The sequence below is a fragment of the Actinomadura monticuli genome (genome assembly GCF_041463655.1).
Classification (GTDB): Bacteria; Actinomycetota; Actinomycetes; order Streptosporangiales; family Streptosporangiaceae; genus Spirillospora; species Spirillospora monticuli.
The window spans coordinates 698,670-721,654 of record NZ_JAXCEI010000001.1 but is presented as its reverse complement, the minus strand read 5'-3'; the positions used below and the strand labels follow the sequence as shown (position 1 = coordinate 721,654).

The 22,985-nt window shown below is 72.1% G+C and carries 21 protein-coding genes, 1 tRNA gene and 1 pseudogene; 11 read left to right on the top strand and 12 right to left on the bottom strand.

What is annotated here, in order from left to right:
• Nucleotides 1–96 precede the first annotated feature (96 nt).
• The 4 genes from SM611_RS03500 (at nt 97) to yjfF (ending at nt 4,837) form a co-directional block, all read left to right on the top strand.
• Nucleotides 97–1,077, top strand: a complete 981-nt coding sequence (locus tag SM611_RS03500) for an ABC transporter substrate-binding protein (RefSeq protein ID WP_371947309.1) — start codon at nt 97–99, stop codon at nt 1,075–1,077.
• Between the two features lie 129 nt (nt 1,078–1,206).
• On the top strand, nt 1,207–2,718 hold the full coding sequence (locus SM611_RS03495) for a sugar ABC transporter ATP-binding protein (protein ID WP_371947308.1): 1,512 nt from the start codon (nt 1,207–1,209) through the stop codon (nt 2,716–2,718).
• The gene (locus SM611_RS03490) at nt 2,715–3,770 is read left to right on the top strand and encodes an ABC transporter permease (RefSeq protein WP_371947307.1); all 1,056 of its coding nucleotides are present in this window, start codon (nt 2,715–2,717) and stop codon (nt 3,768–3,770) included. Before SM611_RS03495 ends, SM611_RS03490 begins: the two co-directional genes overlap by 4 nt.
• 50 nt (nt 3,771–3,820) lie before the next feature.
• Complete coding sequence (gene yjfF, locus SM611_RS03485) at nt 3,821–4,837, top strand: galactofuranose ABC transporter, permease protein YjfF (protein ID WP_371947306.1); 1,017 nt, start codon at nt 3,821–3,823, stop codon at nt 4,835–4,837.
• Here yjfF and SM611_RS03480 read toward each other — a convergent pair.
• From SM611_RS03480 to SM611_RS03470, 3 genes are read right to left on the bottom strand one after another with little or no spacing between them, the layout of a single operon-like run.
• Complete coding sequence (locus tag SM611_RS03480) at nt 4,834–6,726, bottom strand: glycoside hydrolase family 9 protein (RefSeq protein WP_371947305.1); 1,893 nt, start codon at nt 6,724–6,726, stop codon at nt 4,834–4,836. The two genes, yjfF and SM611_RS03480, sit on opposite strands and share 4 nt — an antisense overlap.
• A complete protein-coding gene (locus SM611_RS03475) occupies nt 6,723–8,843 on the bottom strand; it encodes a bifunctional polysaccharide deacetylase/glycosyltransferase family 2 protein (protein WP_371947304.1) in 2,121 nt (706 codons plus the stop codon). The genes SM611_RS03480 and SM611_RS03475 overlap by 4 nt, the downstream gene beginning before the upstream one ends.
• The gene (locus SM611_RS03470; protein ID WP_371947303.1) at nt 8,840–9,514 is read right to left on the bottom strand and encodes a hypothetical protein; all 675 of its coding nucleotides are present in this window, start codon (nt 9,512–9,514) and stop codon (nt 8,840–8,842) included. The genes SM611_RS03475 and SM611_RS03470 overlap by 4 nt, the downstream gene beginning before the upstream one ends.
• A gap of 364 nt (nt 9,515–9,878) precedes the next feature.
• On the opposite strand from SM611_RS03470, the gene SM611_RS03465 reads away from it, so the two are divergent.
• The 3 genes from SM611_RS03465 to SM611_RS03455 all read left to right on the top strand — a co-directional run bounded on the left by SM611_RS03465 (nt 9,879) and on the right by SM611_RS03455 (nt 12,704).
• Entirely contained in the window at nt 9,879–10,838 is a 960-nt protein-coding gene (locus SM611_RS03465) for a WD40/YVTN/BNR-like repeat-containing protein (RefSeq protein ID WP_371947302.1), read from the top strand.
• Between the two features lie 207 nt (nt 10,839–11,045).
• A complete protein-coding gene (locus tag SM611_RS03460; protein ID WP_371947301.1) occupies nt 11,046–11,495 on the top strand; it encodes a peptidoglycan-binding domain-containing protein in 450 nt (149 codons plus the stop codon).
• A 30-nt stretch (nt 11,496–11,525) separates the two neighbouring features.
• A complete protein-coding gene (locus SM611_RS03455) occupies nt 11,526–12,704 on the top strand; it encodes a hypothetical protein (RefSeq protein ID WP_371947300.1) in 1,179 nt (392 codons plus the stop codon).
• 15 nt (nt 12,705–12,719) lie between these two features.
• Here SM611_RS03455 and SM611_RS03450 read toward each other — a convergent pair whose 3' ends face one another.
• The 5 genes from SM611_RS03450 to SM611_RS03430 form a co-directional block, all read right to left on the bottom strand.
• Complete coding sequence (locus tag SM611_RS03450) at nt 12,720–13,721, bottom strand: DUF2278 family protein (protein WP_371947299.1); 1,002 nt, start codon at nt 13,719–13,721, stop codon at nt 12,720–12,722.
• 199 nt (nt 13,722–13,920) lie between these two features.
• On the bottom strand, nt 13,921–15,153 hold the full coding sequence (locus SM611_RS03445) for a M28 family metallopeptidase (protein WP_371947298.1): 1,233 nt from the start codon (nt 15,151–15,153) through the stop codon (nt 13,921–13,923).
• 12 nt (nt 15,154–15,165) lie between these two features.
• Complete coding sequence (locus SM611_RS03440) at nt 15,166–15,483, bottom strand: hypothetical protein (RefSeq protein WP_371947297.1); 318 nt, start codon at nt 15,481–15,483, stop codon at nt 15,166–15,168.
• Between the two features lie 28 nt (nt 15,484–15,511).
• Nucleotides 15,512–16,612 (bottom strand): zinc metalloprotease, encoded by a 1,101-nt coding sequence (locus SM611_RS03435; RefSeq protein ID WP_371947296.1) that lies wholly within the window; start codon nt 16,610–16,612, stop codon nt 15,512–15,514.
• 241 nt (nt 16,613–16,853) lie between these two features.
• A complete protein-coding gene (locus SM611_RS03430) occupies nt 16,854–16,985 on the bottom strand; it encodes a hypothetical protein (protein WP_371947295.1) in 132 nt (43 codons plus the stop codon).
• Between the two features lie 84 nt (nt 16,986–17,069).
• Here SM611_RS03430 and SM611_RS03425 point away from each other — a divergent pair.
• Both SM611_RS03425 and SM611_RS03420 read left to right on the top strand, forming a co-directional pair.
• Nucleotides 17,070–17,433: pseudogene (locus SM611_RS03425) on the top strand (HNH endonuclease); the annotation flags it as partial.
• A gap of 137 nt (nt 17,434–17,570) precedes the next feature.
• Nucleotides 17,571–17,795, top strand: a complete 225-nt coding sequence (locus tag SM611_RS03420) for a DUF6411 family protein (RefSeq protein ID WP_371947294.1) — start codon at nt 17,571–17,573, stop codon at nt 17,793–17,795.
• A gap of 306 nt (nt 17,796–18,101) precedes the next feature.
• Here SM611_RS03420 and SM611_RS03415 read toward each other — a convergent pair whose 3' ends face one another.
• The 3 genes from SM611_RS03415 to SM611_RS03405 form a co-directional block, all read right to left on the bottom strand.
• The gene (locus SM611_RS03415; RefSeq protein WP_371947293.1) at nt 18,102–18,524 is read right to left on the bottom strand and encodes a hypothetical protein; all 423 of its coding nucleotides are present in this window, start codon (nt 18,522–18,524) and stop codon (nt 18,102–18,104) included.
• 439 nt (nt 18,525–18,963) lie between these two features.
• Nucleotides 18,964–19,036 (bottom strand) — tRNA-Glu (locus tag SM611_RS03410).
• A 72-nt stretch (nt 19,037–19,108) separates the two neighbouring features.
• Nucleotides 19,109–20,770, bottom strand: a complete 1,662-nt coding sequence (locus SM611_RS03405; protein ID WP_371947292.1) for a metallophosphoesterase family protein — start codon at nt 20,768–20,770, stop codon at nt 19,109–19,111.
• A 32-nt stretch (nt 20,771–20,802) separates the two neighbouring features.
• Between SM611_RS03405 and SM611_RS03400 the strand changes: the two genes are divergently transcribed.
• Complete coding sequence (locus SM611_RS03400) at nt 20,803–21,144, top strand: metallopeptidase family protein (protein WP_371947291.1); 342 nt, start codon at nt 20,803–20,805, stop codon at nt 21,142–21,144.
• 95 nt (nt 21,145–21,239) lie between these two features.
• Nucleotides 21,240–22,571, top strand: coding sequence for an MFS transporter (locus tag SM611_RS03395; protein ID WP_371947290.1), 1,332 nt, complete (start codon nt 21,240–21,242; stop codon nt 22,569–22,571).
• Here SM611_RS03395 and SM611_RS03390 read toward each other — a convergent pair.
• Nucleotides 22,568–22,894: a PspC domain-containing protein gene (locus tag SM611_RS03390; protein WP_371947289.1), complete on the bottom strand. Its 327-nt coding sequence runs from the start codon at nt 22,892–22,894 to the stop codon at nt 22,568–22,570. The genes SM611_RS03395 and SM611_RS03390 overlap by 4 nt on opposite strands.
• Nucleotides 22,895–22,985 lie beyond the last annotated feature (91 nt).

Here is a 22,985-nt window from a genome sequence, read left to right as displayed (position 1 = left end):
CGCTGAATGTTAGCGCTAACACAAGTCCGCCGGCCCGTACCGAGACACCCCAGACGCCCTTCGCCGAGCACCCCCGAGGAAGAAGGAAGAACCCCCATGTTCAAGCGGCTCATCGTCGCCGTCGCGAGCGCCTCGCTGGCGCTGACGGCCCTCAGCGCCTGCGGCTCCGGCGATTCCGGCGGCGGCAGCGGCTCCGGCTCCGGCAAGCTCGTCCTCGGCTTCTCGCAGGTCGGCGCCGAGTCCGGCTGGCGGACCGCCAACACCAAGGACATCCAGGAGGCCGCCAAGACCGCCGGCGTCGAGCTCAAGTTCTCCGACGCCCAGCAGAAGCAGGAGAACCAGATCGCCGCGATCCGGTCGTTCATCAAGCAGAAGGTCGACGTCATCGCCTTCTCGCCCGTGGTCGTGACCGGCTGGGACGCCGTCCTCAAGGAGGCCAAGGCCGCGGACATCCCGGTCGTCCTCACCGACCGGGCCGTCGACTCCGACGCGTCGCTCTACGTGACGTTCCTCGGCTCCGACTTCGTCGAGGAGGGCAAGAAGGCCGGCGACTGGCTGGTCAACGAGTACAAGGACGCCAAGGACCCCGTCAACATCATCCAGCTGGAGGGCACCGTCGGCGCCGCGCCCGCGATCGACCGCAAGAAGGGCTTCGAGCAGGCCATCGCCGCCAACCCCAACCTCAAGGTGATCGCCTCGCAGTCCGGCGACTTCACCCGCGCCAAGGGCAAGGAGGTCATGCAGGCGCTGCTCAAGGCGCACAAGGACGTCGACGTCCTGTTCGCCCACAACGACGACATGGGGCTGGGCGCGATGCAGGCGATCCAGGAGGCCGGCCTCACCCCCGGCAAGGACATCAAGATCGTCACCGTGGACGCGGTCCACGACGGCATGCAGGCGCTCGCCGACGGCAAGTTCAACTTCATCGTCGAGTGCAACCCGCTGCTGGGCGGCCAGCTGATGGACACCGCGAAGAAGGTCAAGGCGGGCGAGAAGGTCGAGAAGCGCATCGTCACCGTCGAAACCGTCTTCGACCAGGCCAAGGCCAAGGAGGCCCTGCCGACCCGCAAGTACTGACCCGACCCGCACGTACGGACCGACCGCGGGCACCGGCCCGCGGGTACCGAACCGGATCTCCGCCGGGGCCGCGCCCGTCCGCGCGGCCCCGGCGGGCCGGCCGAGCACGAAGCGGAGGAGGAGGCGGCGATGACCGCTCCCGTCCTGGAGATGGACGGCATCTCCAAGGGGTTCCCCGGAGTCCAGGCCCTCGACGACGTGGCGTTCCGGCTGTTCCCCGGCGAGGTGCACGCGCTGATGGGCGAGAACGGCGCCGGAAAGTCCACCCTGATCAAGGTGCTGACCGGCGTGTACGAGGCCGACGCCGGAACCGTCGCGATCGACGGCCGCGGCACGGTGATCCACGGCCCGCTGCACGCCCAGCGGCTCGGCATCAGCACCGTGTACCAGGAGGTCAACCTCTGCCCGAACCTGTCCGTCGCCGAGAACGTCTTCATCGGCCGCCAGCCGCGCCGCCTCGGCCGCATCGACTGGGCCGAGATCAACCGCCGCGCCGCCGAGCTGCTGGCCCGGCTCGACCTCGACCTCGACGTCACCGCGCAGCTCGGCACGTACTCGCTGGCCGTCCAGCAGCTCGTCGCGATCGTCCGGGCGGTCGACCTGAACGCCAAGGTGCTGATCCTGGACGAGCCGACGTCCAGCCTCGACCGCGGCGAGGTCGGCCGGCTGTTCGCCGTCATGCGGCGGCTGAAGGACGACGGCGTCGCGATCCTGTTCGTCTCCCACTTCCTGGAGCAGATCTACGAGGTCTGCGACCGGGTGACGGTGCTGCGCAACGGCCGCCTGGTGGGGGAGTACCCGATCGGCGAGCTGGCCCGGTTCGACCTCGTCGCGAAGATGACCGGGCAGGAGCTGGCCACCCTGGAGGAACTCGAGGGGGCGACGCCGGAGGCCGTCCAGGGGGAGCGGCTGTTCACGCTCGAAGGCGTCGGACGGGCCGGGGCGATCGACCCCGTCGACCTCGACCTGCGCGCCGGCGAGGTCGTCGGGTTCGCCGGGCTGCTCGGCTCGGGCCGCTCGGAGCTCGCCCGGCTGATCTTCGGCGCGGACCACGCCGACTCCGGCCGCATCCGGACCGACGAGGGCCCCGTCTCGATCAGGACGCCGCGCGCCGCGATCGACCGGGGCGTCGCGTTCTGCCCCGAGGACCGCAAGGGCGACGGCCTGATCATGGACCTCACCGTCGCCGAGAACATCGTCCTCGCCCTGCAGGCCGCCCGCGGCTGGCTCCGCCCGCTGAGCCAGCGCAGGCGCGACGAACTGGTGGACGAGTACGTCAAGGCGCTGCGCATCCAGCCGCCGAACCCGGACATGCCGGTCCGGAACCTGTCGGGCGGCAACCAGCAGAAGGTGCTGCTCGCCCGCTGGCTCATCACCCGGCCGCGGCTGCTCATCTTGGACGAGCCGACGCGCGGCATCGACATCGGCGCGAAGACCGAGATCCAGAAGCTCGTCGTCTCGCTCGCCTCGGACGGCATCGGCGTGGTGTTCATCTCCGCCGAGCTGGAGGAGGTCCTGCGCATCTCGCACAAGGTCGAGGTGCTGCGCGACCGCCGGCTCGTCGCCGAGCTCCGCAACGACGGGTCGCTGACCCCCGAACGCATCCTGCAGACCATCGCGAACGGAGACGCGGACACATGAACCGCGCCGCAATCACCTCCCGGCTCGCCGCCTTCACCCGGAGCTCGCTGTTCTGGCCGGTGACCGTGCTGGTCGCCATGCTGCTCGGCAATGTGATCTTCACGCACGGCTTCCTGGCGATTCACGTCCGGCAGGGGCACCTGTACGGCAGCCTCATCGACATCCTGCTGTTCGGCGCGCCGCTCATCCTGGTCGCGCTGGGCATGACGATCGTCATCGCGACCGGCGGCATCGACCTGTCCGTCGGCGCGACCGTCGCGATCTCCGGCGCGCTGGCCTGCTACCTGATCAGCAAGGGGCACGGGCTGTTCGCCGCGATCGGCGTCGCCGTCGTCGCGGCCCTGCTGCTGGGGGCGTGGAACGGGCTGCTGGTCACCCGCCTCGGCATCCAGCCGATCATCGCGACGCTCATCCTCATGGTGGCCGGGCGCGGGGTCGCGCAGCTCATCACCGGCGGGCAGATCATCACCATCAACGACCAGGACTACAAGCTGATCGGCGGCGGCTACTGGCTCGGCCTGCCCTTCGCGATCATCCTGGTGGCGATCGCCCTCGCGGTCACGGTCGTGCTCACCCGCCGGACCGCGCTCGGCATGCTGCTGGAGTCGGTCGGCGGGAACGCCGAGGCGTCCCGGCTCGTCGGCATCCGCGCCGCCGGGCTGATCGTCCTCGCGTACGCGTTCTGCGGGCTGTGCGCCGGGATCGCCGGCCTGATGATCAGCTCCAACACCCTGTCGGCGGACGGCAACCACGCCGGGCTCTGGATCGAGCTGGACGCGATCCTCGCCGTCGTCCTCGGCGGGACGGCCCTCACCGGCGGGCGGTTCTCGCTGGCCGGGACGGTCGTGGGCGCCCTCATCATCCAGACCCTGGACACCACCATCTACACCGCGGGCATCCCGCCGCGCACGACGCTCGTCTTCGAGGCGGTCGTCGTCACGATCGTCTGCCTGCTCCAGTCGCCCGCCTTCCGCGCCAAGGTCATGCGGCGCGATCGCAGACGCGCGAAGGAACCGGCGCACACGACGAAGAAACAGGAGGTCACAGCATGAGCGGAGCGAACCGGGGGGAGCGGGGGGTCGTCCCCCCGCAAGAGACCCGCATGAGCGACGTCCTTTCCAGTGTTGTGGCGCGTGGGCGTCCGCTGGCGCCGCGGCGGCGGCATGTTCCCGTCCTGGTGACGCTCGGGCTGTTCCTCGGCGCCTTCCTGATCGGGGCCGTCCGGTACCCCAACTTCGGCACCGCGCAGGTCTTCCTCGACCTGTTCATCGACAACGGGTTCCTCATCGTCGTCGCGGTCGGCATGACGTTCGTCATCCTGACCGGCGGCATCGACCTGTCGGTCGGCTCCGTCGTCGCCCTGTCCGGCATGCTGTGCGCGATCGGCACGATGAAGCTGCACCTGCCCGCGCCGGCCGTCATCCCGCTGGTGCTGCTGTTCGGGACGCTGTTCGGCGCCGCCATGGGCTACATGATCCACGTGTTCCAGGTGCAGCCGTTCATCGCGACCCTCGCCGGTATGTTCCTCGCCCGCGGCCTGTGCCTGACGCTCAGCGAGAACCAGATCTCGATCGACGACTCGTTCTTCGACGCCCTCGCGCTGAACTCGCTGCACCTGCCGGGCGGCACCCACCTGTCCTACGGGGCCGTCACCGCGCTGGTGGTGTTCGCGGTCGCCGCCTTCGTCCTGCAGTGGACGCGCACCGGTCGCAACGTCTACGCCGTCGGCGGCAACGAGCAGTCGGCGCTGCTCATGGGCCTCCCCGTCGGCCGGACCAAGATCCAGGTGTACGCGATCAGCGGCTTCTGCTCCGCCCTCGGCGGCGTCCTGTTCGCCCTGTACACGCTCTCCGGCGACCCCACGCACGCCATCGGCATGGAACTCGACGTGATCGCCGCCGTCGTCATCGGCGGGACCGTCCTCACCGGCGGTTCCGGCTACCTCGTCGGCAGCCTCCTCGGCGTTCTCGTCCTCGGCGTGATCAAGACCATCCTCAGCTTCGAGGGCACCCTGAGTTCCTGGTGGACGCGCATCGCCATCGGCGTCCTGCTCTTCGGCTTCATCGCCCTCCAGCGCCTGATCAACGCCCGTCACCGGCCCGCCGCGGCGTCGACCTAGCTCGTCAGGGCGGTCATGAGGACCGCGGAGGCCGTGTAGTCGTCCGCCGGTTCGCTGCTCTGCCAGGCTCCGACGTCGTCGCTGTACCGGGAGCCGCGGCCGTCGTACTCGGCGAGACCGGCGATCCGGCAGGGGCGCATGCCGTCGAGCACGGCCGTGTCTCCGAAGGCCGCGGCGGCGTTGGGGCCGTTGACGACCGCGCCTTCGAGGACGGCGCCCTCGGTCAGGTTGGCGGCCTGGTGCTGGGGGCAGCGCGGAAACGTGGTCCCGGCGCCGATGACGAACGATGATCCCCACGCGTTCGCGCCGAGGGCCCAGCCGCGCTGCCCCGTGCCGAACGCGTCGTAGGACGGATCGCCGCTCACCCGGCGGTAGAGGCGGGCGGTGGCGGCCAGGCCGAAGCTCGTCGCGGCCGAGTCGGACACGGCCGGATCGGCGCCCGCCCCGAACGGGTTGCGGGCGGCCCGTCCGGCGGCGCCGTCGAGCCGGCGCTTCAGATCCGCGACCAGGGCGGCCCGGTCGATGCCGAGCCCGGCGGCGCCCTGGTCGAGGGCTTCGATCAGGTCGGTGTGGGCCAGGACGCCGACGTCGCCGATGCCCAGCGGCCCCTGCCGGTCCGACTCGAGGTGGGCGGCGGCCCAGCGCGCGGCCTGGCGGAGCCAGCCGTCGGCGCGACCATCGCCCAGGGCCCGCGCCGCTCGCGCCAGTTCCACGGCGCCGAACTCCAGGTCGTCCTCCCAGGACGCCTCGGGATAGAACTCGTGCGGGTAGGTGGTCACCAGGCGGTCGCCGGGACTGGTGTCGGCCTGGGCAAAGATCCGCGCCGCCTGGTCCAGCGCTTGGCGGGCGGCCTCGGGAGCGTCTCTGGCGCGGGTCTGTGCGGCGAGCGCGAACGCGGCGGCGACGCGTCCGGCGAGGTTCGGGCTGATCGGCGCGCCCGGATCGGCCGCGCGGAAGACGGGACGGTACCGCAGCAGGTAACCGGGGTCGCCCCGCCTCACCTGGCGTGCGTCGTCGCTCTCCGGCAGCCGCCAGACATCGTGGTCGGACAGGTACCCGTCACCGCCGACACCTGTCCCGACCTGTGCGTACAGGGTGCGGGTCCGTTCGTCCCACATCTTGTCCAGCCATGTCAGGCCGTGGTCGGCCTCGTCCGCCGGCCCCGGTGCGGCACGGTTCGCGTGGTACCGGTTCGTGGAGTACCTGTCGGCGTAGTAGAGGACGGAGACCGAGTAGGACGCGGTGGCGGTGAACTTCAGGAAGTCACCGGCGTCCGCCCAGCCGCCGGACACGTCGACGGGCGCGGCGCCCGGCACGGGCACGAACCCGCGCACCGGTTCGCCGTCCTTCTCCCGCGGCGGCCGGTACACGGTGGCCTGCCGGTCCGCCAGGTGCGAGGGGCGGCGGCCGAGCACCGATGGGACGACGTCGGCGCCGTCGCGCTGCGCCTGGAAGAACCTCAGCAGCTTCGGCATCAGCGGTGCGAGCACCTCCGAGGCCGGGCCGACCCGGAAGTCCGGTGAGCGCGCCCGCAGGCCGGGGCCGCTGACCGCCACCCGGTAGGTGCCCCGGCCCCGCAACCCGGTCAGATCCAGGACGTACACGGACGGGAAGGCCGCGTTCCACGAACCGGTGCGCCGTCCGGAGAGCCCGGCGAGAACGGTCTCCCCTTGGGCGTTCTCGACCTCGAAACGGACCCGGCCGGCGGGCGCCGCCGCCGTCATCAGGTACGCCCGTTTGGCCTCGTCCGGGAGGTAGCCGACCTGGTCAAGGCGCACCCGGGCGCCCTGGTCGGGGCCCGAGCGCGCCGACGCGCCCGAGGCGTCGCAGCCGATCGCGGCGAGCAGGGCGATGGCGCCCAGGACGAGCGGCCCCCGGAGGGGCCTCACGGACGGGTGTTCTGGTTGACGAGGGCGTCCAGGCCGCCGGTGCGCTGGAGCTTGTGCCAGCCGAGCCGGATCCCGCCCGCCGCGGTGATCATCGACTGGATCAGGACCGCGTACATGAGCTGGCGGTAGACGACCTGCTGGATCGGCAGGGCCCAGAGGGCGCGCGGGGACTCGCGGTCCAGCCGGAAGGCGTAGAACGCGCCCGCGAACTGGACGCCGAGGACGGCCGCCCAGATGCCGGCCGTCGCGACCGGGTCGAGGAACAGCACCCCGTAGACGAGGAGGACGTCCACGAGCGGCGCGAGCAGCGGCAGCGTGACCTGGAACAGGGCCAGGTGCGCCAGGCCCCGGCGCCCGAACCGGCCGGACGGCCCGCGCTCGACCACCGCGCGGCGGTGCTTCCACATCGCCTGCATCGTCCCGTACGACCAGCGGTACCGCTGCCGCCACAGCTGCCCGATCGTGGACGGGGCCTCGGTGTAGGCGACGGCGGACGGCTCGAACACCACCCGCCATCCGGCGCGGATGAGGTCGATGGTGAGGTCGGTGTCCTCGGCGAGGGTGTCGTCGCTGACGCCGCCCACCTCGTGCAGGGCCGACCGGCGGAACGCCCCGACGGCGCCCGGGACGGTCGGCATGCAGTGCAGCAGGTCGTACACGCGGCGGTCGATGTTGGAGCCGATGACGTACTCGATGTGCTGCCACCGGCCGATCATGCCGCCCCGGTCGGCGATCTTGGCGTTGCCGGCGACCGCGCCGACCCGCCGGTCGGCGAACGGCTGGACGAGCCTGCGCACGGTGTCGCGCCTGAACACGGTGTCGCCGTCCATCATCACGATCAGGTCGTGCCGCGCCGCCGCGATCCCGGTGTTGAGCGCGGACGGCTTGCCGCCGTTCGGCTGCCGGATCACCCGGACGCCCGGCAGGGCGAGCGACGCGGCGACGCCGGCGGTGCCGTCCGTCGAGCCGTCGTCCACGACGATCACCTCGACCGGATGGGAGCCGGCGACCAGGGAACGGACCGTGTCGGCGATGCACTCCCGCTCGTTGTAGGCGGGCACGATCACCGACACGGGTTCGGTCACGGGCGGCCCCCAGGACCAGCGTCCGGGGCGCCGGGTGCGCGCGTGCCGGCGGGCCGTCGCCACCATGAGCAGGATCCGCGCGACCATCAGCACGCCCACGGCCAGCAGGACCAGGGCCAGTCCGGAGACGACGCCGCCCGCGACCCGGACGATGTCCACCAGGAGGACGCCGCGCAGGCGCTCGCCGCGCCCGGCGGCCGGGTTGGCGTCCGTCTCGCCGATGATCTCCCCGGCGGTCGCGAAGCGGTACCCCCGCGCGCGCAGCCGCGGGATCAGCCGGTCCAGCGCGGCGACGGTCCGGGACCGGTCGCCGCCCGCGTCGTGCATCAGGATGATCTCGCCGCGGTGGTCGCGCGGCGTGGCGTTGTCGACGATCCTGCTCACCGGGGGACGCTCCCAGTCCCTGGAGTCGAGCGTGCTCAGGACCGTGGTGTAGCCGTCGTCGCCGAGGCTCCGCAGCGCCCGCCACTGGCCGTCGTCCACCGCCCCCGTGGTGGACGAGTAGGGGGGCCGCACGAGCGAGCTGGTCACGCCCGTCGCCCCCGCGACGGCGAGCTGGCTCTGCGACATCTCCATGCCGAACCGCCAGCGGGGGACGGCCGACAGGTCGGCGTGCGTGAACGTGTGCAGCCCGATCTCCTGGCCCGACCGGTGCATGCGCTCGACGATCCCGGGGTGCTTGGTCACGGCGGAACCGACGACGAAGAACGTGGCGCGCACCTTGTGCCGGTCGAGGACGTCGAGGATGCGGGGCGTCCACTCGGGGTTCGGGCCGTCGTCGAAGGTGAGGACGACCGTCCTGTCCGGGACGTGGAACTGCCAGCGCTTCCCGTGGCCGGCGCCGATGACGGGGCCGCCCGTCCGGACGTCCTGCGGGACCGTCGCCGCCCTTCCGGACAGGGCCGCCTTGCCGTCCGCGCCGAACTCCGCGTTCACGAGCCCGTGGGCGAACAGCACGCAGGCGAAGGCCAGCGACGCCATGAGCGTCAGCAGCCAGCGCGGACGCAGGACGGCGCGGAGCGCAGCCCTCACTCGCGATCTCCGGCACCGGCCGCGGACGGGCCGCTCTCGGTGGTGAGGGGCGCGGCGGCCGTGCCCTGCGGCTCGGCTCCGATCGCCGCGTCGCTCCCGCCTCCGGTGCTGCGCTCGCCGTCGTTCGCGGCGGGCTCCTCGGCCGCCGGGGGGCTCGCGGGGGTCGTCTCCGGGGTGGTCGGAGGCGCCTCCGGCGGCGCCGCGCCGGGCCCGCCCGGCGTGGCGGGCGGCGCCTCGGCCGGGTTGCGCGGGCGCGAGCGCCGCTCGCCGGGGGCGGGCGAGGACGGCACGGCCCCGGACGGCGCGCTCCCGGACGCGGCGGGACCGGACGGCGCGGGAGCCGCCGGCAGCCGGAACGGCGCGGTGGGCCGGGGCAGCGGACGGGGCAGCGGGAGCCCCACGGGCCCGTCGTCGATGGTGGGCGGTCGGTGCTTCTCACTCGGGACGACCTTGGTCTCGCCGTCCCCGCCGATGACCTTCGGCAGCAGCGTCCGCGGGCTGACCGGTCCGCCCGCCAGGCTGAGGGCGATCGTGATCGCGTAGCTCCCGCACAGGGCCGCCGCCGCGTAGCCGAGGCGGCGCATCCGCCTGCGGCGGCGTCCGGTCACGTCCACGAAGATCGGCGCGGAGTGGCGGTCCCTCGAATCGATCACTTCACGCTGGTCGGACATTCAGTGCTCCCCGGTAACAGTTCCCCTGCGTCGAAACGTAGCAGCAGAATCCCATTCGACTCATCATTGACGGCTGCGTCCGCACGTGGAAAACACGGGTTTCGAGTGAGGTGGATAAATTCGATCTTCGATGCGGGCCGCATGGCCGCCGGCCGCTGCTTCCGCCTTGATCAATGTGTTTGACCAGGTCAGAGGCCCTTCCGTTCATCGCAACGGACATAAGGCAAGTTGACGACATTTTTCCCCTTGCGGCGATGAACTTCTTTGCAGACGGAGTGCTGGCGGCCATTTTCGCCCCGTTTTCGCCGTCCGTGCGATGGCCGGAATGGGTCAGCCGATCACGGGTATTTAGAAAATGGTTCCAATGGCGCGCCGCATTCCTCCGGGCAGGGCCCGCCGGCGGCCGTCCCGCCGAGCCGCCCGCGGCCTTCCCTCCCGGTGGGTCTGGATCGGCGGTCACCAGGGGGCGTACTGCGTCCCGGACTTCATCGGCAACTGCGTCGCCCAGAGCCGGGGAAACCCGGTCGTGCGGCGCTGGACGGGGACGTCCTGGGCCGAGTACCCGATCAGCGGCTGGACGGGGGAGGGCCCGATCAACCGGATCGCCGTGGCCGCGGGCGAGACCTGGGCCGCCGGCATCGCGATCGGGCCGGCGCCCGACTTCCTCGCGCGGTTCGACGGGACCGCCTTCCGGAAGGTCGACCTGCCGGCCGGCCTGCAGCTCGAAGCGGTCGGCACGGGGCCGGCCGGAGCCTGGCTCGCCGGGTACACCGACGAGCCGCAGCGGGTTCAGCGGCTGTTCCGGCGCGCGGGCGGCGCCTGGACCGCCGTCGCCCTCCCGGACGGGATGCGGAGGATCGACGACCTGCGGGCCTCGCAGGACGGGACCGGCCTGTGGGCGATCGGGAACGGGACCTCCGGCGTCCTGGCCGCGGCCCGCTTCGACGGCACGTCCTGGACGACCCTGCCGACGCCCCCGGGCCTCGGCGGCTTCAGCCGCGTCGTCCCGGTGGCGGATGACGACGTGTGGGCCGCGACCGGAACGGTCGCCGTCCACTGGGACGGCGCCGCCTGGACGGCCGTCCCGTTCCCGGACGACTACCCCCGCGGCTTCCTCGAAGGCATCGCCGTCGACGCGTCCGGCACGGTCTGGGTGACGGACGGCGGTGACATCCTCCACCGGTACCGGAACGGCGCATGGGCACCGGTGAAGCCCGGCCCCTACGGCACGATGCTCCGGGCCGCCACCGCGGTCCCCGGAACGAACACCGTATGGGCCGTGGGCGCCGACGGCCGCGACGCCCTGGCGTTCAGGACCCGCTGAAGCGGCCGACCCCCACCGGCCTCCGGTCGTTGACGAATCACAGAAATCGCCGGTTTGCCGAAATCGGAAATCGAGCGGGCGAGTGCACGGAACGCTGTCGACGACCTACGGTCCCTTGGTGGTTTTGTCCTCTTTGCACTGTTTCACTGAGAGAAAGGTGCAATGAGAGGAGATGTCATGTCGGCCCCAGCGTTCCAACCTCCCCTGATGACATATCCGCCGATCACGAGCGGCACGACGGTTCGGCAGTGGCAGCAGCAGATGAAGAACCGCGGCTGGAACATCGTCCCGGACGGCCAGTACGGTCCGGCCAGCCGGCGGATCTGCCGGAACTTCCAGCAGGAGCACCGGCTGCAGGCCGACGGGATCGTCGGGCCCATCACCTGGCGGGCGACCTGGGAGGCCCCGAGCACGCAGCCACCGCCCGCGCCCGCCGACGTCCTGCGCGTGGGCTCCTACGGCGACGCCGTCGCCGCCTGGGAGAAGCAGGCGGACAGCCGCGGCTGGCGGATCAAGAACGTGGACGGCTCCTTCGACGAGGAGACCGCCGTCGCGTGCCGGGCGATGCAGACCGCCCTCAACCTCCCGGTGACGGGGCAGGTCGACCACCAGACCTGGGACGCCGCCTGGCTGGAGCGGGTGGCGATCGCCGTCTGACGACGGCCGGTTCGGAGGGGGCGGCGACGGATGAGTCAGGGCATCGACCGGGCCCCGGGCGCCGGGCGCCTTCGCGAATGGCGGCGCGAGCGGGGCTCCTGGGTGCTCTGCGAAGAGGTCCGCGCGGACGTCCACGAGCTGGGCGCGCTCCTGGCCGCCCGGCGCGACCACGGCGAGATGTCCGCCCGGGACGCGCAGCTGCTGCACGGCGCGGAGGAGGCCCTGGACCGGGCGGAGAACGCCGTCGACGAGGTCGCGCACCGCCGGTGCCTGTCCGGGTCCCACGTGACGACCGCCCAGCTCCACCTGAACTCGGGACGCTCCCTGTGGATGCGGACGCTGTCGCCGGCGGAGTTGCAGTCCTACCTTCCCGCGATGTTCGCGACGGTCAAGCAGCACCTGCCGCCGTCCGACGAGAACCGGGTGTTCGTGGAGCACGTCGCCCGGGACACGCGTGAGGCGCAGGAGGCCGGACGGCCCCTGCGCCTCACCGACGGGCAGCGCGTCACCCTGGTCGCGGCCGTGGACGCGGCCCGGCAGGCCGCGCTGCGGGAGAAGCTGCGCGCCGAGAGCTTCGTGCGGATCGTCCAGTGGATCACCGTGTCCCTGTGCGGCCTCGTCGTCCTCATCGGGGCGCTGACGGCGTTCTGGCCGTCGGCCGTCCCGCTGTGCTTCACCCCGTCGCCGAGTCCCGGCGCGCGGGGCGACTTCGGCGTCGTCTGCCCGACGAACGCGGCGGCGTCCGTGCCGGCCGGGGAGCTCACGGCCCGTACCCGCGAGGTCGCCGGATGGGGCGACTACATCGTCGTCGAGTTCGTCGGGCTCGTCGCGGCCGGGATCGCGGCGGCGTCGGCGCTGCGGAAGATCCGCGGCACGTCCACCGCGTTCGGCATCCCGGTCGCGCTGGCGGCGCTCAAGCTCCCGACCGGGGCGCTCACCGCCGTGCTCGGGCTGCTGCTGATGCGCGGCGCGTTCATCCCCGGGCTCAGCGCGCTCGACTCCACGGCGCAGATCATCGCCTGGGCCGTCGTCCTCGGGTACTCGCAGGAGCTGTTCACCAAGTTCGTCGACCGGCAGGGGCAGGTCGTCCTGGACAGCGTGCGGGACCCGGTGCACACGTCGCTGCCGCCGCCCGAGCCCGCCGCGCGGCGCGGCACGGCCGCTCCGACGGCGACGTCCACGGACGGGCCGGCCCCACCACCGCAGTGATCAGAACACCGGTGATCAGAACACCAGGGTCCAGCCTTCGCGCGACGCCTGCTCCCTGGTGTAGGCGACGCCGTCGACCTTGAGGCCGTCCGCGTCCAGCAGCGTGATCGCGCCGCCGCCGTTGCCCAGTTGGACGGGCGGCGCCAGCGGGACGGCGAGCGCCGCGCCCGGCTCGATCGCTCCGGACAGGGGCAGCCGGTTCTTCAGCCGGTCGGCGATCGCCCAGCCGTCCAGGACGACCCGTGCGGGCGAGGCGTTCAGCAGCGTCACGGTCTCCCGCTCGGGTGCCGGGCCCGCCGGGTTCACCAGCGCGCCGGCGATCCGCACGGCCGCGCCGGGCTCGCCCGGGCCGGGCAGGGGCCCGCCGGCGCCGGGGATCGTGTGCCCGGTGGCGTCGTCGGTGTGCCAGGACTGCGACCCGAACGCCAGGAACACCCCGATCCAGCGGCCGGACGGTGCCCGGACGATGAGGCCGCCGTCCTGCCAGACGCCGTCGTCGGCGACGAACCGGCCGCTGTTGCCCTGGTTCATGTGGACGTCGTGGACGCCGTTGCCGGGCGTGAACCCGAAGATCTTGTCGCGCTTGTCCTCGGGGCCCCACCGCTGCCCGAACACGTACACCCGGGCGTCCGGACGGCCCAGCGCCTGCACGACGTGGTGGTCGAGGAACTCTCCGAGGTCGTTGTCGGGCCCGGGCAGGGTCGTCGGCGCGGGCCGCATCGCGAGCCGGTCGAAGAGATTGGCGCGGACGTAGTCGAGCGCCGCCCCGCCGGCCGCGCTTTCGAGCGGCGTGAACCCGTCGGGCAGCGCGGCGAGGAGATCGGTGACGGGGTGCTCGAAGTCGTCGACGGCGAGGTACAGCAGATCGGGCGGCGAGGTCTGCGAGCGGATGTTCACCGCGCACCGGAAGTCCACGTCCGCGGCGCGCACCCGGATCTGGTAATGCGGCGTATCGGTCGTCTCCGTCCGGCGGTCGACGACCGTTCCCTTGAGGACCCCGTAATCGGCGATCGGCATGGTGGCCACCCCGTGTCCGTCCGGGCGGCCCGCCCGCGCACGCCGCCGGTGCACCTCGTCCCGACGGTTTCAGTATTTCCACGCCAGGTACAGGCGTTCTCCGCACTTGGCCATGACCGGTTAACGGTACGAAGATCGGTGTTCGCTCTGGGCGATGGACCGACGGGATGCCCGCCGAGCGGCCGATCACGTGCCCGGCCTAGGGCTCTGCCAGCAGCGCGGTCGCGGCGGTCGCGACGTTCATCCGGACGATCTCGCTCGCCAGCCGGTCGTCGACGTTGTCCAGCGTGTCCCCGGCGGTGTGGACGTGCTCGTTCGCGCCGTCCGCGCCCTCGATGGTGAGGACCGCCGGGACCGCCGCGTCGATGAACGGCACGTGGTCGCTGTTGAAGGGGTGCAGCGACGTCTGCACGTTCAGCGAGGTGTAGGTCGCCGCCGCCGCGGCCAGCTCGTCGATCAGCCCCTGGGACACCTCGGCGCCCTCCAGCAGGACGGTCGGCTCCGGCGTGTTGAGCGCTGCGATCATGTCCATGTTCACGACCGCGCCGATGTCGAGCCGCGCGCCGGCGTCCAGGCCCGCCACGTACTGGACGCTGCCGAACAGCCCCTCCTCCTCGCCGCCGAACAGGATCAGGCGCAGGTCGTTCCGCGCGTCCAGGCCGGCCAGCACGCGGGCGACCTCCAGCAGCCCGGCCGCCCCGCTGCCGTTGTCGTCGGCGCCCGGCGCGGGCGCGCCGGGGCCGCCCGCCAGGTTGATCGAGTCCAGGTGCGCGGTGACCACGACCACCTCGCGCGGCAGCCGGGTCGGCGCGAGCCGCTCGGCGACGATGTTGACGCTGCGCCCGTCCCCGACGGTGATCGGCGCCTCCCGCACGAGGTAGCCGAGGCCGCGGAGCCGCTCCGCCATCGCCGCCGCCGCCGCGCGGAACCCGGCGCTCAGGGAATGGCGGGTGCCGAACCCCACCAGCTCGGCGAGCACCTCCCTGTAGGCGCCGGCGGACACCTCGTCCGCCAGGTCCCGGACCTCCGGGTCGGGCTCTCGCGCGGCGGGGGCCGCGTCGCGGAAGACGACCGTTCCCGGACGCAGCGGCTCCACCCGGTAGCAGACCTCCGCGTGGGGCCGCAGCCGCGCGGGATGCTCCGCGTCGAGCGCGATCACGAGGTAGCGGCCCTTGTCGAGGAGCACCGGCACGTCGGGATGCTCGCGCTGGAACACCCGGCCGACCTGGGTCACCAGCATCACGTCCGCGTCCGGGGCGAGCGCGTCGCCCTCGTCCAGGACGAGGTCGCCGCCACGGAGCGCGGTCCAGGGCGCGCCGTCGTCCGCCCAGTAGAGCACCGCGTCGCCGAGGCGGGCCCAGTCGACCTCCGGCGGAGCGCTCCGCGCCGCGTCCAGACCGGCGGGCGGGTGCGCGACTCCCGTTCTCATCATCTGGCCGTCCTCTCACTTCGCGATCACGAGCCGGTCGTCGGTCCGGGAGAGGACGGTGATGCCGAACGGCGCGCGGCGCCCCTCCGGGAACGTGACGGCGATGCGGTCCGGCCCCTGCCGCTCCCAGCGGCCCCGCACCTCGCGCGGACGGTCGTCGGGTCCGGGACGGCCCTCGGTGAACGTTCCGTCCGCGCGGAACTCGATCCGGTGACGCGGCCGCCGCGCGGGACGGAACGGATGGTCGGCGGGCCGGTACACCGCCGTCTCCTCGGTGTCCTCCTCGAAGGCGTGGATCCAGGCGCCGGTGACCTCCGGAGGCGGACCGTTCATGCGCTCTCCTCCCGGCGACCCCGGCGGGTCACCCGCCGGACCCGCGCCCGACGAGGCCCAGCATGTTCTGGATGTCGGTGAGGACCTCCTTGGTCAGCCGCTCGGAGTCGTGCAGGAGCCGCTCCACGTCGCCGTTGTGCCCCGCCTGGACGGGCGCCCCGGCCGCCGCGGCCGCCGCGGGCTGCTTCGCGGGCGCCGCCTGCCGCGCCACCAGGAACGAGGCCCTCGCCCCCTCCAGGCACGCGTTGATCCGCTCGCGCTGCCCCTGCGTGAACATGAACATGCTGTCGTCGTCGACGTAGTCCATGTAGTTCATGAACATGTCGCCGTTCGGCCCGTTGTCGCAGGTGATGTGCGGGAAGGCCGGCTTGCCGATGTTGCTGTCCGCCTGGTTGGGCGTGTCGGCCACCCGGTCGTCGTTGCTGCACGCGCCGTCGTCGTCGCCCCAGATGTGGAAGAGGTCGAGCCAGTGGCCGATCTCGTGGGTGGCGGTACGGCCCCCGGCGTACGGAGCGGCGGCGGTGCCGGTCGTCCCGAAGGCCGTGTGCAGGATGACCACGCCGTCCGTCGGCGGCGGACCGCCCGGGAACTGGGCGTAGCCGAGCAGGCCGCCGCCCAGCTGGCACACCCACATGTTGAGGTACTGGTCGGTCGGCCAGGCGTCGGAGCCGCCGGTCGCGGTCGCCTTCACGGCGTCGTCGGTGCCGAAGGACGTCTGGTCGGTCGGGACGCGGACTATCCCGTCGGTCGGGTTGCCCAGCGGGTCCACCGTGGCTAGGGCGAACTCCACTTCGGCGTCGGCGACCAGAGTCCGCCACACTTCCGGCACCCGCGCCACGTCCGGGTTGGCCGCCCTGAAATCGCGGTTGAGGACGTCGATCTGCGAGTGGATCTGCGCATCGTCGATGTTCTGCTCCGGGCTGCCGTAGACGACGTGGACGACGACGGGCAGCGTGACCACTCCCCGGCGCGCCGAGCTGCGCCGCCCCGTCTCGTACAGGAGCGCCCGGTTCTCGATCCGCGCCCGCTGCGCGCGGTAGGTCATGCTCTGGTTCAGCAGCCGGCGGTGCACGTGCATGGCGCCGCACAGGTCGCGCCTCGGTGCGGGGAACGGGCTGGCCTCGGTCATGGCGAAGTCCTCTCACGTCGTGCCGCGCCCTGGGACACGGCCCTGCGTCGCCCTAGACCTACCTATCCCCGTATGACACTTAAATCACAAACATCCCAAATCATCCAAAATCAGATAATTATTGCAGTTTCAACCTTTTGTTGAGGTGCCACGCCGTGATCGCGGGGCTCGGGATCCGCATACGGAATGCCGAAAAGCCGACCCGACGGTGCGAGCGCCGGCCCGCGAATACCAGTAGGCGTCAGCGTGCGGGCCTGCAGTCGAGCCGGTCGGAGTCGACGGGGAGGCGGACCAGCGCGACGTCCACGTCTCCGTCCAGGAGTGGCCCGTCCGGCTCGTTGGGTTTCCAGGGCCCGCCACGTCGTCCCCACATCCGGGAAGGCGGCCTTGTACGTGCTGATCACGGGCGACTGGATGTCGCCCGGCAGGGGCCCGGCGATTCCGATGCGCACGGCCCGCGCTGCGCCGCGATCCGCGCCCGCTGACCGCAGCTATGCCGCGCACATGGGGACGTCAGCTTCGAGCCGTTCCTGCACGACGACGTCTGCGCTGCCGCCGGTGCGGTGGTGGGCCTTCGGTGAGCCCGACGACGTCAACAACGGCCTCTGCTTGTGCGCGCTGCACCACAGGCTCTTCGACAAGGGCGCGCTCGGCATCACCGGCGACCGGCGGGTCACCGTGTTGGCGCACACATCGGGCGTGGCGCGGCCGTACGCGACCAGGCGTACGCCCTGGCCGGACGTCCCGAAAGTGCGCCGCGGGCGGCCTTCCGCGACGTGGACGGCGGGAACATCGCCTGGCATGCCCGCGAGTTCTTCCGCCCCCGCCTGGCCGGCCTGACCGCCGGGACTCCGGAGAGGCGGGGCTGCATGTGTCGGCCAAGTACGGGTAAAGCGCCCTCGACCGTAATCGACTGCAATCAACCGAAAGGGTGAGTCTCATAGTTATCGTCGCGATTGTGGGCGTCTGTGCAGTTCTTCTGGTTCTGGCGTTCCTGCTGCCGAGATTGTCGCGGCATCCTCAGCGCGGCACGCAGCGCGTGCTGGGGGCGGGCTCACGTGCGGGTTCGTCGGCCCCCGGCGGGCTCGGGCGGCTGCTGAGCAAGCCGTTCCGCAGTTCCTCGCGTGCCGTCGGCCGCAGCGGGGAGGCCGGACGGCGCGCCCGCAGCCGCTCGCCGTTCTGATCCCCGTCCCTCCGCCATGACCCCCTTCGCCGCCCGCCTCACGTCACGAGGCGGGCGGCGGCGCGTCCGGCCGCTGCGAACATTTCCGGCGTCATTCAATTCGTCCCAGGTCGGCTGACCCGTGGGCCGTGTCCCCGGACGGTGGGGGATCTACCGGCAGCGCCGGGGTCGTGGCCGGGGACGGTGCGGTGGCCGGTTCGTCCAGGCGGGGTCTGAACCAAGCCGTCGCCCGGGCGGCTCGGGTGCCGGGGGGCGGCCGCCCGGCCCTGGGGGACGCTCCGGGACCGGGCGTGCGCCTCGAGGACGTCAGGTGCTGATGAAAGCGGGGCAGTGGATGCGCCGCCCCGGCCCCCACTGGCGGGCCTTGTTTCCGGTCGTGAGCGTGGCGGTCGCCTTGTAGGTGTAGGTGGTGCCGGCGGGGCAGTGGTACTTCACCGTCACCACGCAATTACCGGCCTTGCGCTTGCAGGTGGCGTACGGATTGAGGGTCTGGTAGCCGTACCAGCGGCTCCGCCACAGCCTCCCGATCGCGTCAGGCGGGAACTGGGCGCACTTGCCCGCCCACACCTTCGCCATGATCGTGCGCCCCTTCCGGTACGGCTTGCCGACCACGTACTTGCACGGCTTCGCCGGAAACGCCGCAGCCGTCACCACCTCGCCCGCCGGCGCCCCGGCAGCCGACGGGGCCGCCTGCGCCGGAGCGGCCATCCCGATAACACCCGCGATCATGAACGTTCCCGCCAGTGCCGCCGCCGGCACCCTGCGTCCTGCTGAGCCCATCGAGACCTCCAGTCACTTGAGACGGGGCCAATCCCAGCACGTCGGAGGCCGTTCGAGGCCCCCTCCGGCCGTTCGGGACAGTCCCGAACGGCGAGGGACCGCGGCCAGACCGGATCACCTGCCGCGCCAAGCCGGAACACAGCCCCCGACTCGTTGCGCAGCCGCACGACCGCCCCCCGGCAGCGGCCGGTTCGATGGTGAGGGCCAGGCGATCGGGGGCGCCGCCACCCAGGCGCCGGAGAACCACGCAATGCCTACGAGCTGAAGATGCGTCATGATTGGGAGAAGGACCTCACGCATGCGAGGCGACGATCACGTCCGAAATCGCCGATACACGGCGCGATCTCGCGCACGTGGTGATCGGTTCCGGTGAAGCCGGTTCCATGTGTACCCCCTACCGGATTCGAACCGGCGCTACCGCCTTGAAAGGGCGGCGTCCTAGGCCGCTAGACGAAGGGGGCCCGGTGGTGGCGGAGATGGTCGCCACTCGACCTCGTCAGTGTAGAGGACGGGGACCGGCGGCGTGCAAACGGTTACCCGGGTTCGGTGGTGCGGGTGGGGGAGGTGCGGGCGCCGGGGGCGCTCTCGGTCGGGGACGGGCTGCGGGACGGCCAGTCGGACGGGAACTCGGACGGGAACGGCGAGGTCGGGGACGCGGGGGGTGAGGAGGCCGGGGGCCGCGGGTTGACGGTGCGGTCGGGCTCGGGTTCCAGGTGCCGCTCGATCTGGGCGGAGGTGAGGCCGAGGCCGCCGAGGCGCAGGTCGTCCCAGCCCTGGAGGCGGTGGGTGGCGCGGCTGAAGTAGAGGACGGACAGTTCGATCGGGGTGGGCTGCTCGTGTTCGAGGCCGCGGAGTCCGGCGCCGCCGGTGGAGCCCTGGACGAAGAGGCGGGTGCCGGTGGGGAGGAGCTTGGTGGAGCGGGTGTGGGTGTGGCCGGCGAGGACGAGGGGGGTGACGCCGGAGAACGCCTCGCCCTCGGCCGGGTCGTGGGTGACGACGAGGTCGGGCGTGGTGCCGGAGGCGCGGAGCCTGTCGGCGTAGCGGAGGCCCTCGGCGCGGAGCTGGTCGGCGCCGACGTAGTCGTCGCGGGTGCTCTTGTCGGGGGTGAAGCGGGGGTCGCCGACGCCGTAGATGCGCAGGCCCTCGACCTCGCGGGTCTCGTCGTCCAGGACGATGGCGTTCTTCTGCCGGTCGACGGCCTTCTGCGTCTCCGCGGAGTCGTGGTTGCCGCGGACGTACACGTAGGGGATCTTCAGCTCGGAGATGGAGTCGGCGAACTTGTCCTCCGCCTTGCTGCCGTGGTCCATGAGGTCGCCGCTGTCGATGACGAGGTCGACCTTGAACTGGGTGGAGACGGACGTGATGACGTTCCAGGCGGCGGGGTTGAGGTGGATGTCGGAGACGTCCAGGACGCGGATGGTGGACGGGTCCGGCTCGTAGGTGGGGAGCGTCGAGGTCGTGGTGTACAGCTCGGAGACGTTGCCGACGAGGCGGGCGAGCTGGGCGCGGTAGGCGGAGAAGCGTTCGACGATGCTGCGGGCGTCGCCGACGATCTGGGGGGCGTTGGCGAGCAGGCCGGTGTAGCGGGGCTCGGCGATCGACTGGGGGTTGAACGTCGCCCAGGTGAGCAGGGTGACGGCGACGAGCCCGGCGGCGGCGGACGAAAGACCGAGCAGGGCGCGGCGCCAGGACCGGAAGAGGACGAGGGACGCGACGAAGCTCGCGGCGAGGGCGATGAGGACGGCGCGGACGAGCAGTTCGACGAGGCCGTGCCGGATCTGCCCGGCGATCCGGTCGGTGAGGCGGTCGAGCTCGGCGTCGTCCTCGATCAGCTTCTTGGCCTGCTCGGGGCGCAGGTCGGTGATGCGGGCCTCAAGGGAGACGGGGCCTTCGTGGGTGTCGAGCTGGAGGGAGCCGAGCGGGGGCAGCCGCAGCGTCGTCCCGCCGTGCAGGGACGGCTGGAGGGTGAGCTGGACGTCGGTGGGGCCGACCGGGGTGACGTAGCGTCCGCCGCCGAGGAGTCCGAGGTAGCCGCCGGCGAGGCCGATGACGACGACGAGGGCGAGCCGCGTCCAGCGGTGGGTGAGGATCGGGGAGACGCGGCTCGTCACCGGGCGGGCGCGGTCGGCGGTGCGGGCGCCGAGGGCGCGGAGTGTCGCGAGGGCCTTGGTCAACGGGGCGCGGACCTGGGGCACGTGTTCCCCTTCTATCGAGCAGAATCGATGTCGTGATGGAGTTGTCGCGCGATGAGTTCGAGGACCTCGTGGCCGAGGCCCTCGACACCATCCCACCCGATCTGACCGCCCACATGCGCAATGTCGTCATCGTCGTGGAGGACGACGCGCCCGAGCGCGGTCTTCTCGGCCTGTATCAGGGCGTACCCCTCACCGAGCGCGGCGACTGGTACGGGGCCGTCCTGCCCGATCACATTTCGATCTACCGCACCGAGATTCTCCGGATCTGTGACACCAGGGAGGACGTGGTGGAAGAAGTCCGGATAACGGTGGTGCACGAGATCGCGCACCACTTCGGGATCGATGACGGGAAGTTGCACGAACTCGGATACTGACGCAAGGAATTGCGCACTGTAGGTCACGCGACTGCCACGCAGCGTGAGTTAATAGGGAAGGGCGCCCGAACCGGGCGGGCTGAACTGGAGCGTGCGTGGCGGAAAGGCAGACCGGTCGGCATCGTCGTCCGCCGGAGCAGCAGGCGACCTATCGCGAGGTGTTCGCGATCGGGGAGTTCCGTGCCCTCTGGTCGGCGCAGGCGCTGTCGTACGTCGGGGACCAGCTGGCGCAGGTCGCGCTGGCCGTCCTCGTGTACGACCACACGCGGTCGACGCTGCTGACGGCGCTGGTGTACGCGCTGACCTACCTTCCGCCGATCCTGGGCGGCCCGGTGCTGTCCGGGCTGGCCGACCTGTTCCCGCGCCGCACCGTGATGATCGTCTGCGACGTGCTGCGGGCGGTGCTGGTGGCGGTCATGGCGGTGGTGGCGATGCCGGTGGGGGCGCTGTCCGTGCTGGTGTTCCTCGTCGTCCTGCTGGGGACGCCGTTCTCCGCCGCGCGCGCGGCCGTCATGCCGGACGTCCTGGAGGGTGACAGATATGTGGCGGGCTCCGCGATCGCCAACATCACCCACCAGATCACGCAGGTGCTCGGCTTCCTGGTGGGCGGCGCGGTGGTCGCGATCGTCGGGACGTACGAGGCCCTCGCGCTGGACGCGCTGACGTTCGGCGCCTCGGCCGTCATCCTGGTCGGCGGGCTCCGGCGGCGGGCCGCGCCGCGCCGCCGGGAGCGGGAGTCGCTGGGCCTGCTGCGCGGCACCCGGGACGGCGCGCGGCTCGTGTTCGGCGACCCGGTGCTGCGGTCGCTGGTGCTGTTCGCCTGGCTGTGCGCGTTCTACGTGATCCCGGAGGGCCTGGCCGTCCCGTACGCGGCGACGTTCGGCGGCGGCGCGGTGACCGCGGGGCTGCTGCTGGCGGCGATGCCGACCGGGATGGTGGTGGGTTCGCTGCTGTTCAGCCGGTTCGTCCGTCCGGCGAACCGGCTGCACGCCATGGGCTGGATGTCGATGCTCGCCTGCCTCCCGCTGGTGGGCGCGGGCGTCCATCCGCCGCTGTGGTCGGTGGTCGCGCTGTGGGCGCTGTCGGGCGTCGGCAGCGCCTACCAGCTGGTGGCGAACACGGCGTTCGTGGCGGCGGTGCCGGCGTCCGGGCGGGGGCAGGCGTTCGGGCTCGCGCAGTCCGGCATCCTGGCGGGGCAGGGCGTCGGCATCCTCGTCGGCGGCGCCGCCGCGCAGGTCCTCGGGCCGGAGACGGTGGTGGCGTTCGCGGGCGTCCTCGGCCTGTCGGTCGCCGCGATGCTGACGCTGGGCTGGAACCGGGTCCGCGGCGGCGTCATCGCCGGGACCCGCCCCGGTCCGGTGGCCGTCGCCGCGCCGCCCGGCACGGGCGGCGACGAGCTGTCCGGCGTGGGCCGGACGGCGTCCTAGGAGCCGGTGCGGTTCTTGCCGACCGCGTCCTTCGTCTTCTGGACGGCGTCCTGGACCTTCGGGGAGTCGCTCGCCTTCTGGAACAGGTCCTCGGCGATCGACGTCTTCGCGCCCTCCTCGGGGATGAGGAGCCAGGCGAGGATGTAGATCGGGATGCCGGGGCCGAACACCGTGAGGACGGCGAAGCCGAGCCGCACGATGTTGACGTCGATGTCGAGGTAGCGCGCGGCGCCGGCGCTGACGCCCGAGACCATCCGGCCCTGCCGGAGGCGGCGGAGCTGCTTGCCCGTGTCCTGGCCGTTCGTGTTCTTCTCCATGTCCATGTCTCGATGATGCCCAGCCGGGCGCCGTTCGGACATCGGGATTCGCCCTGATTCGCCCCTGAGCGCACCCGGGGCGGGTCAGGGGCCGTCC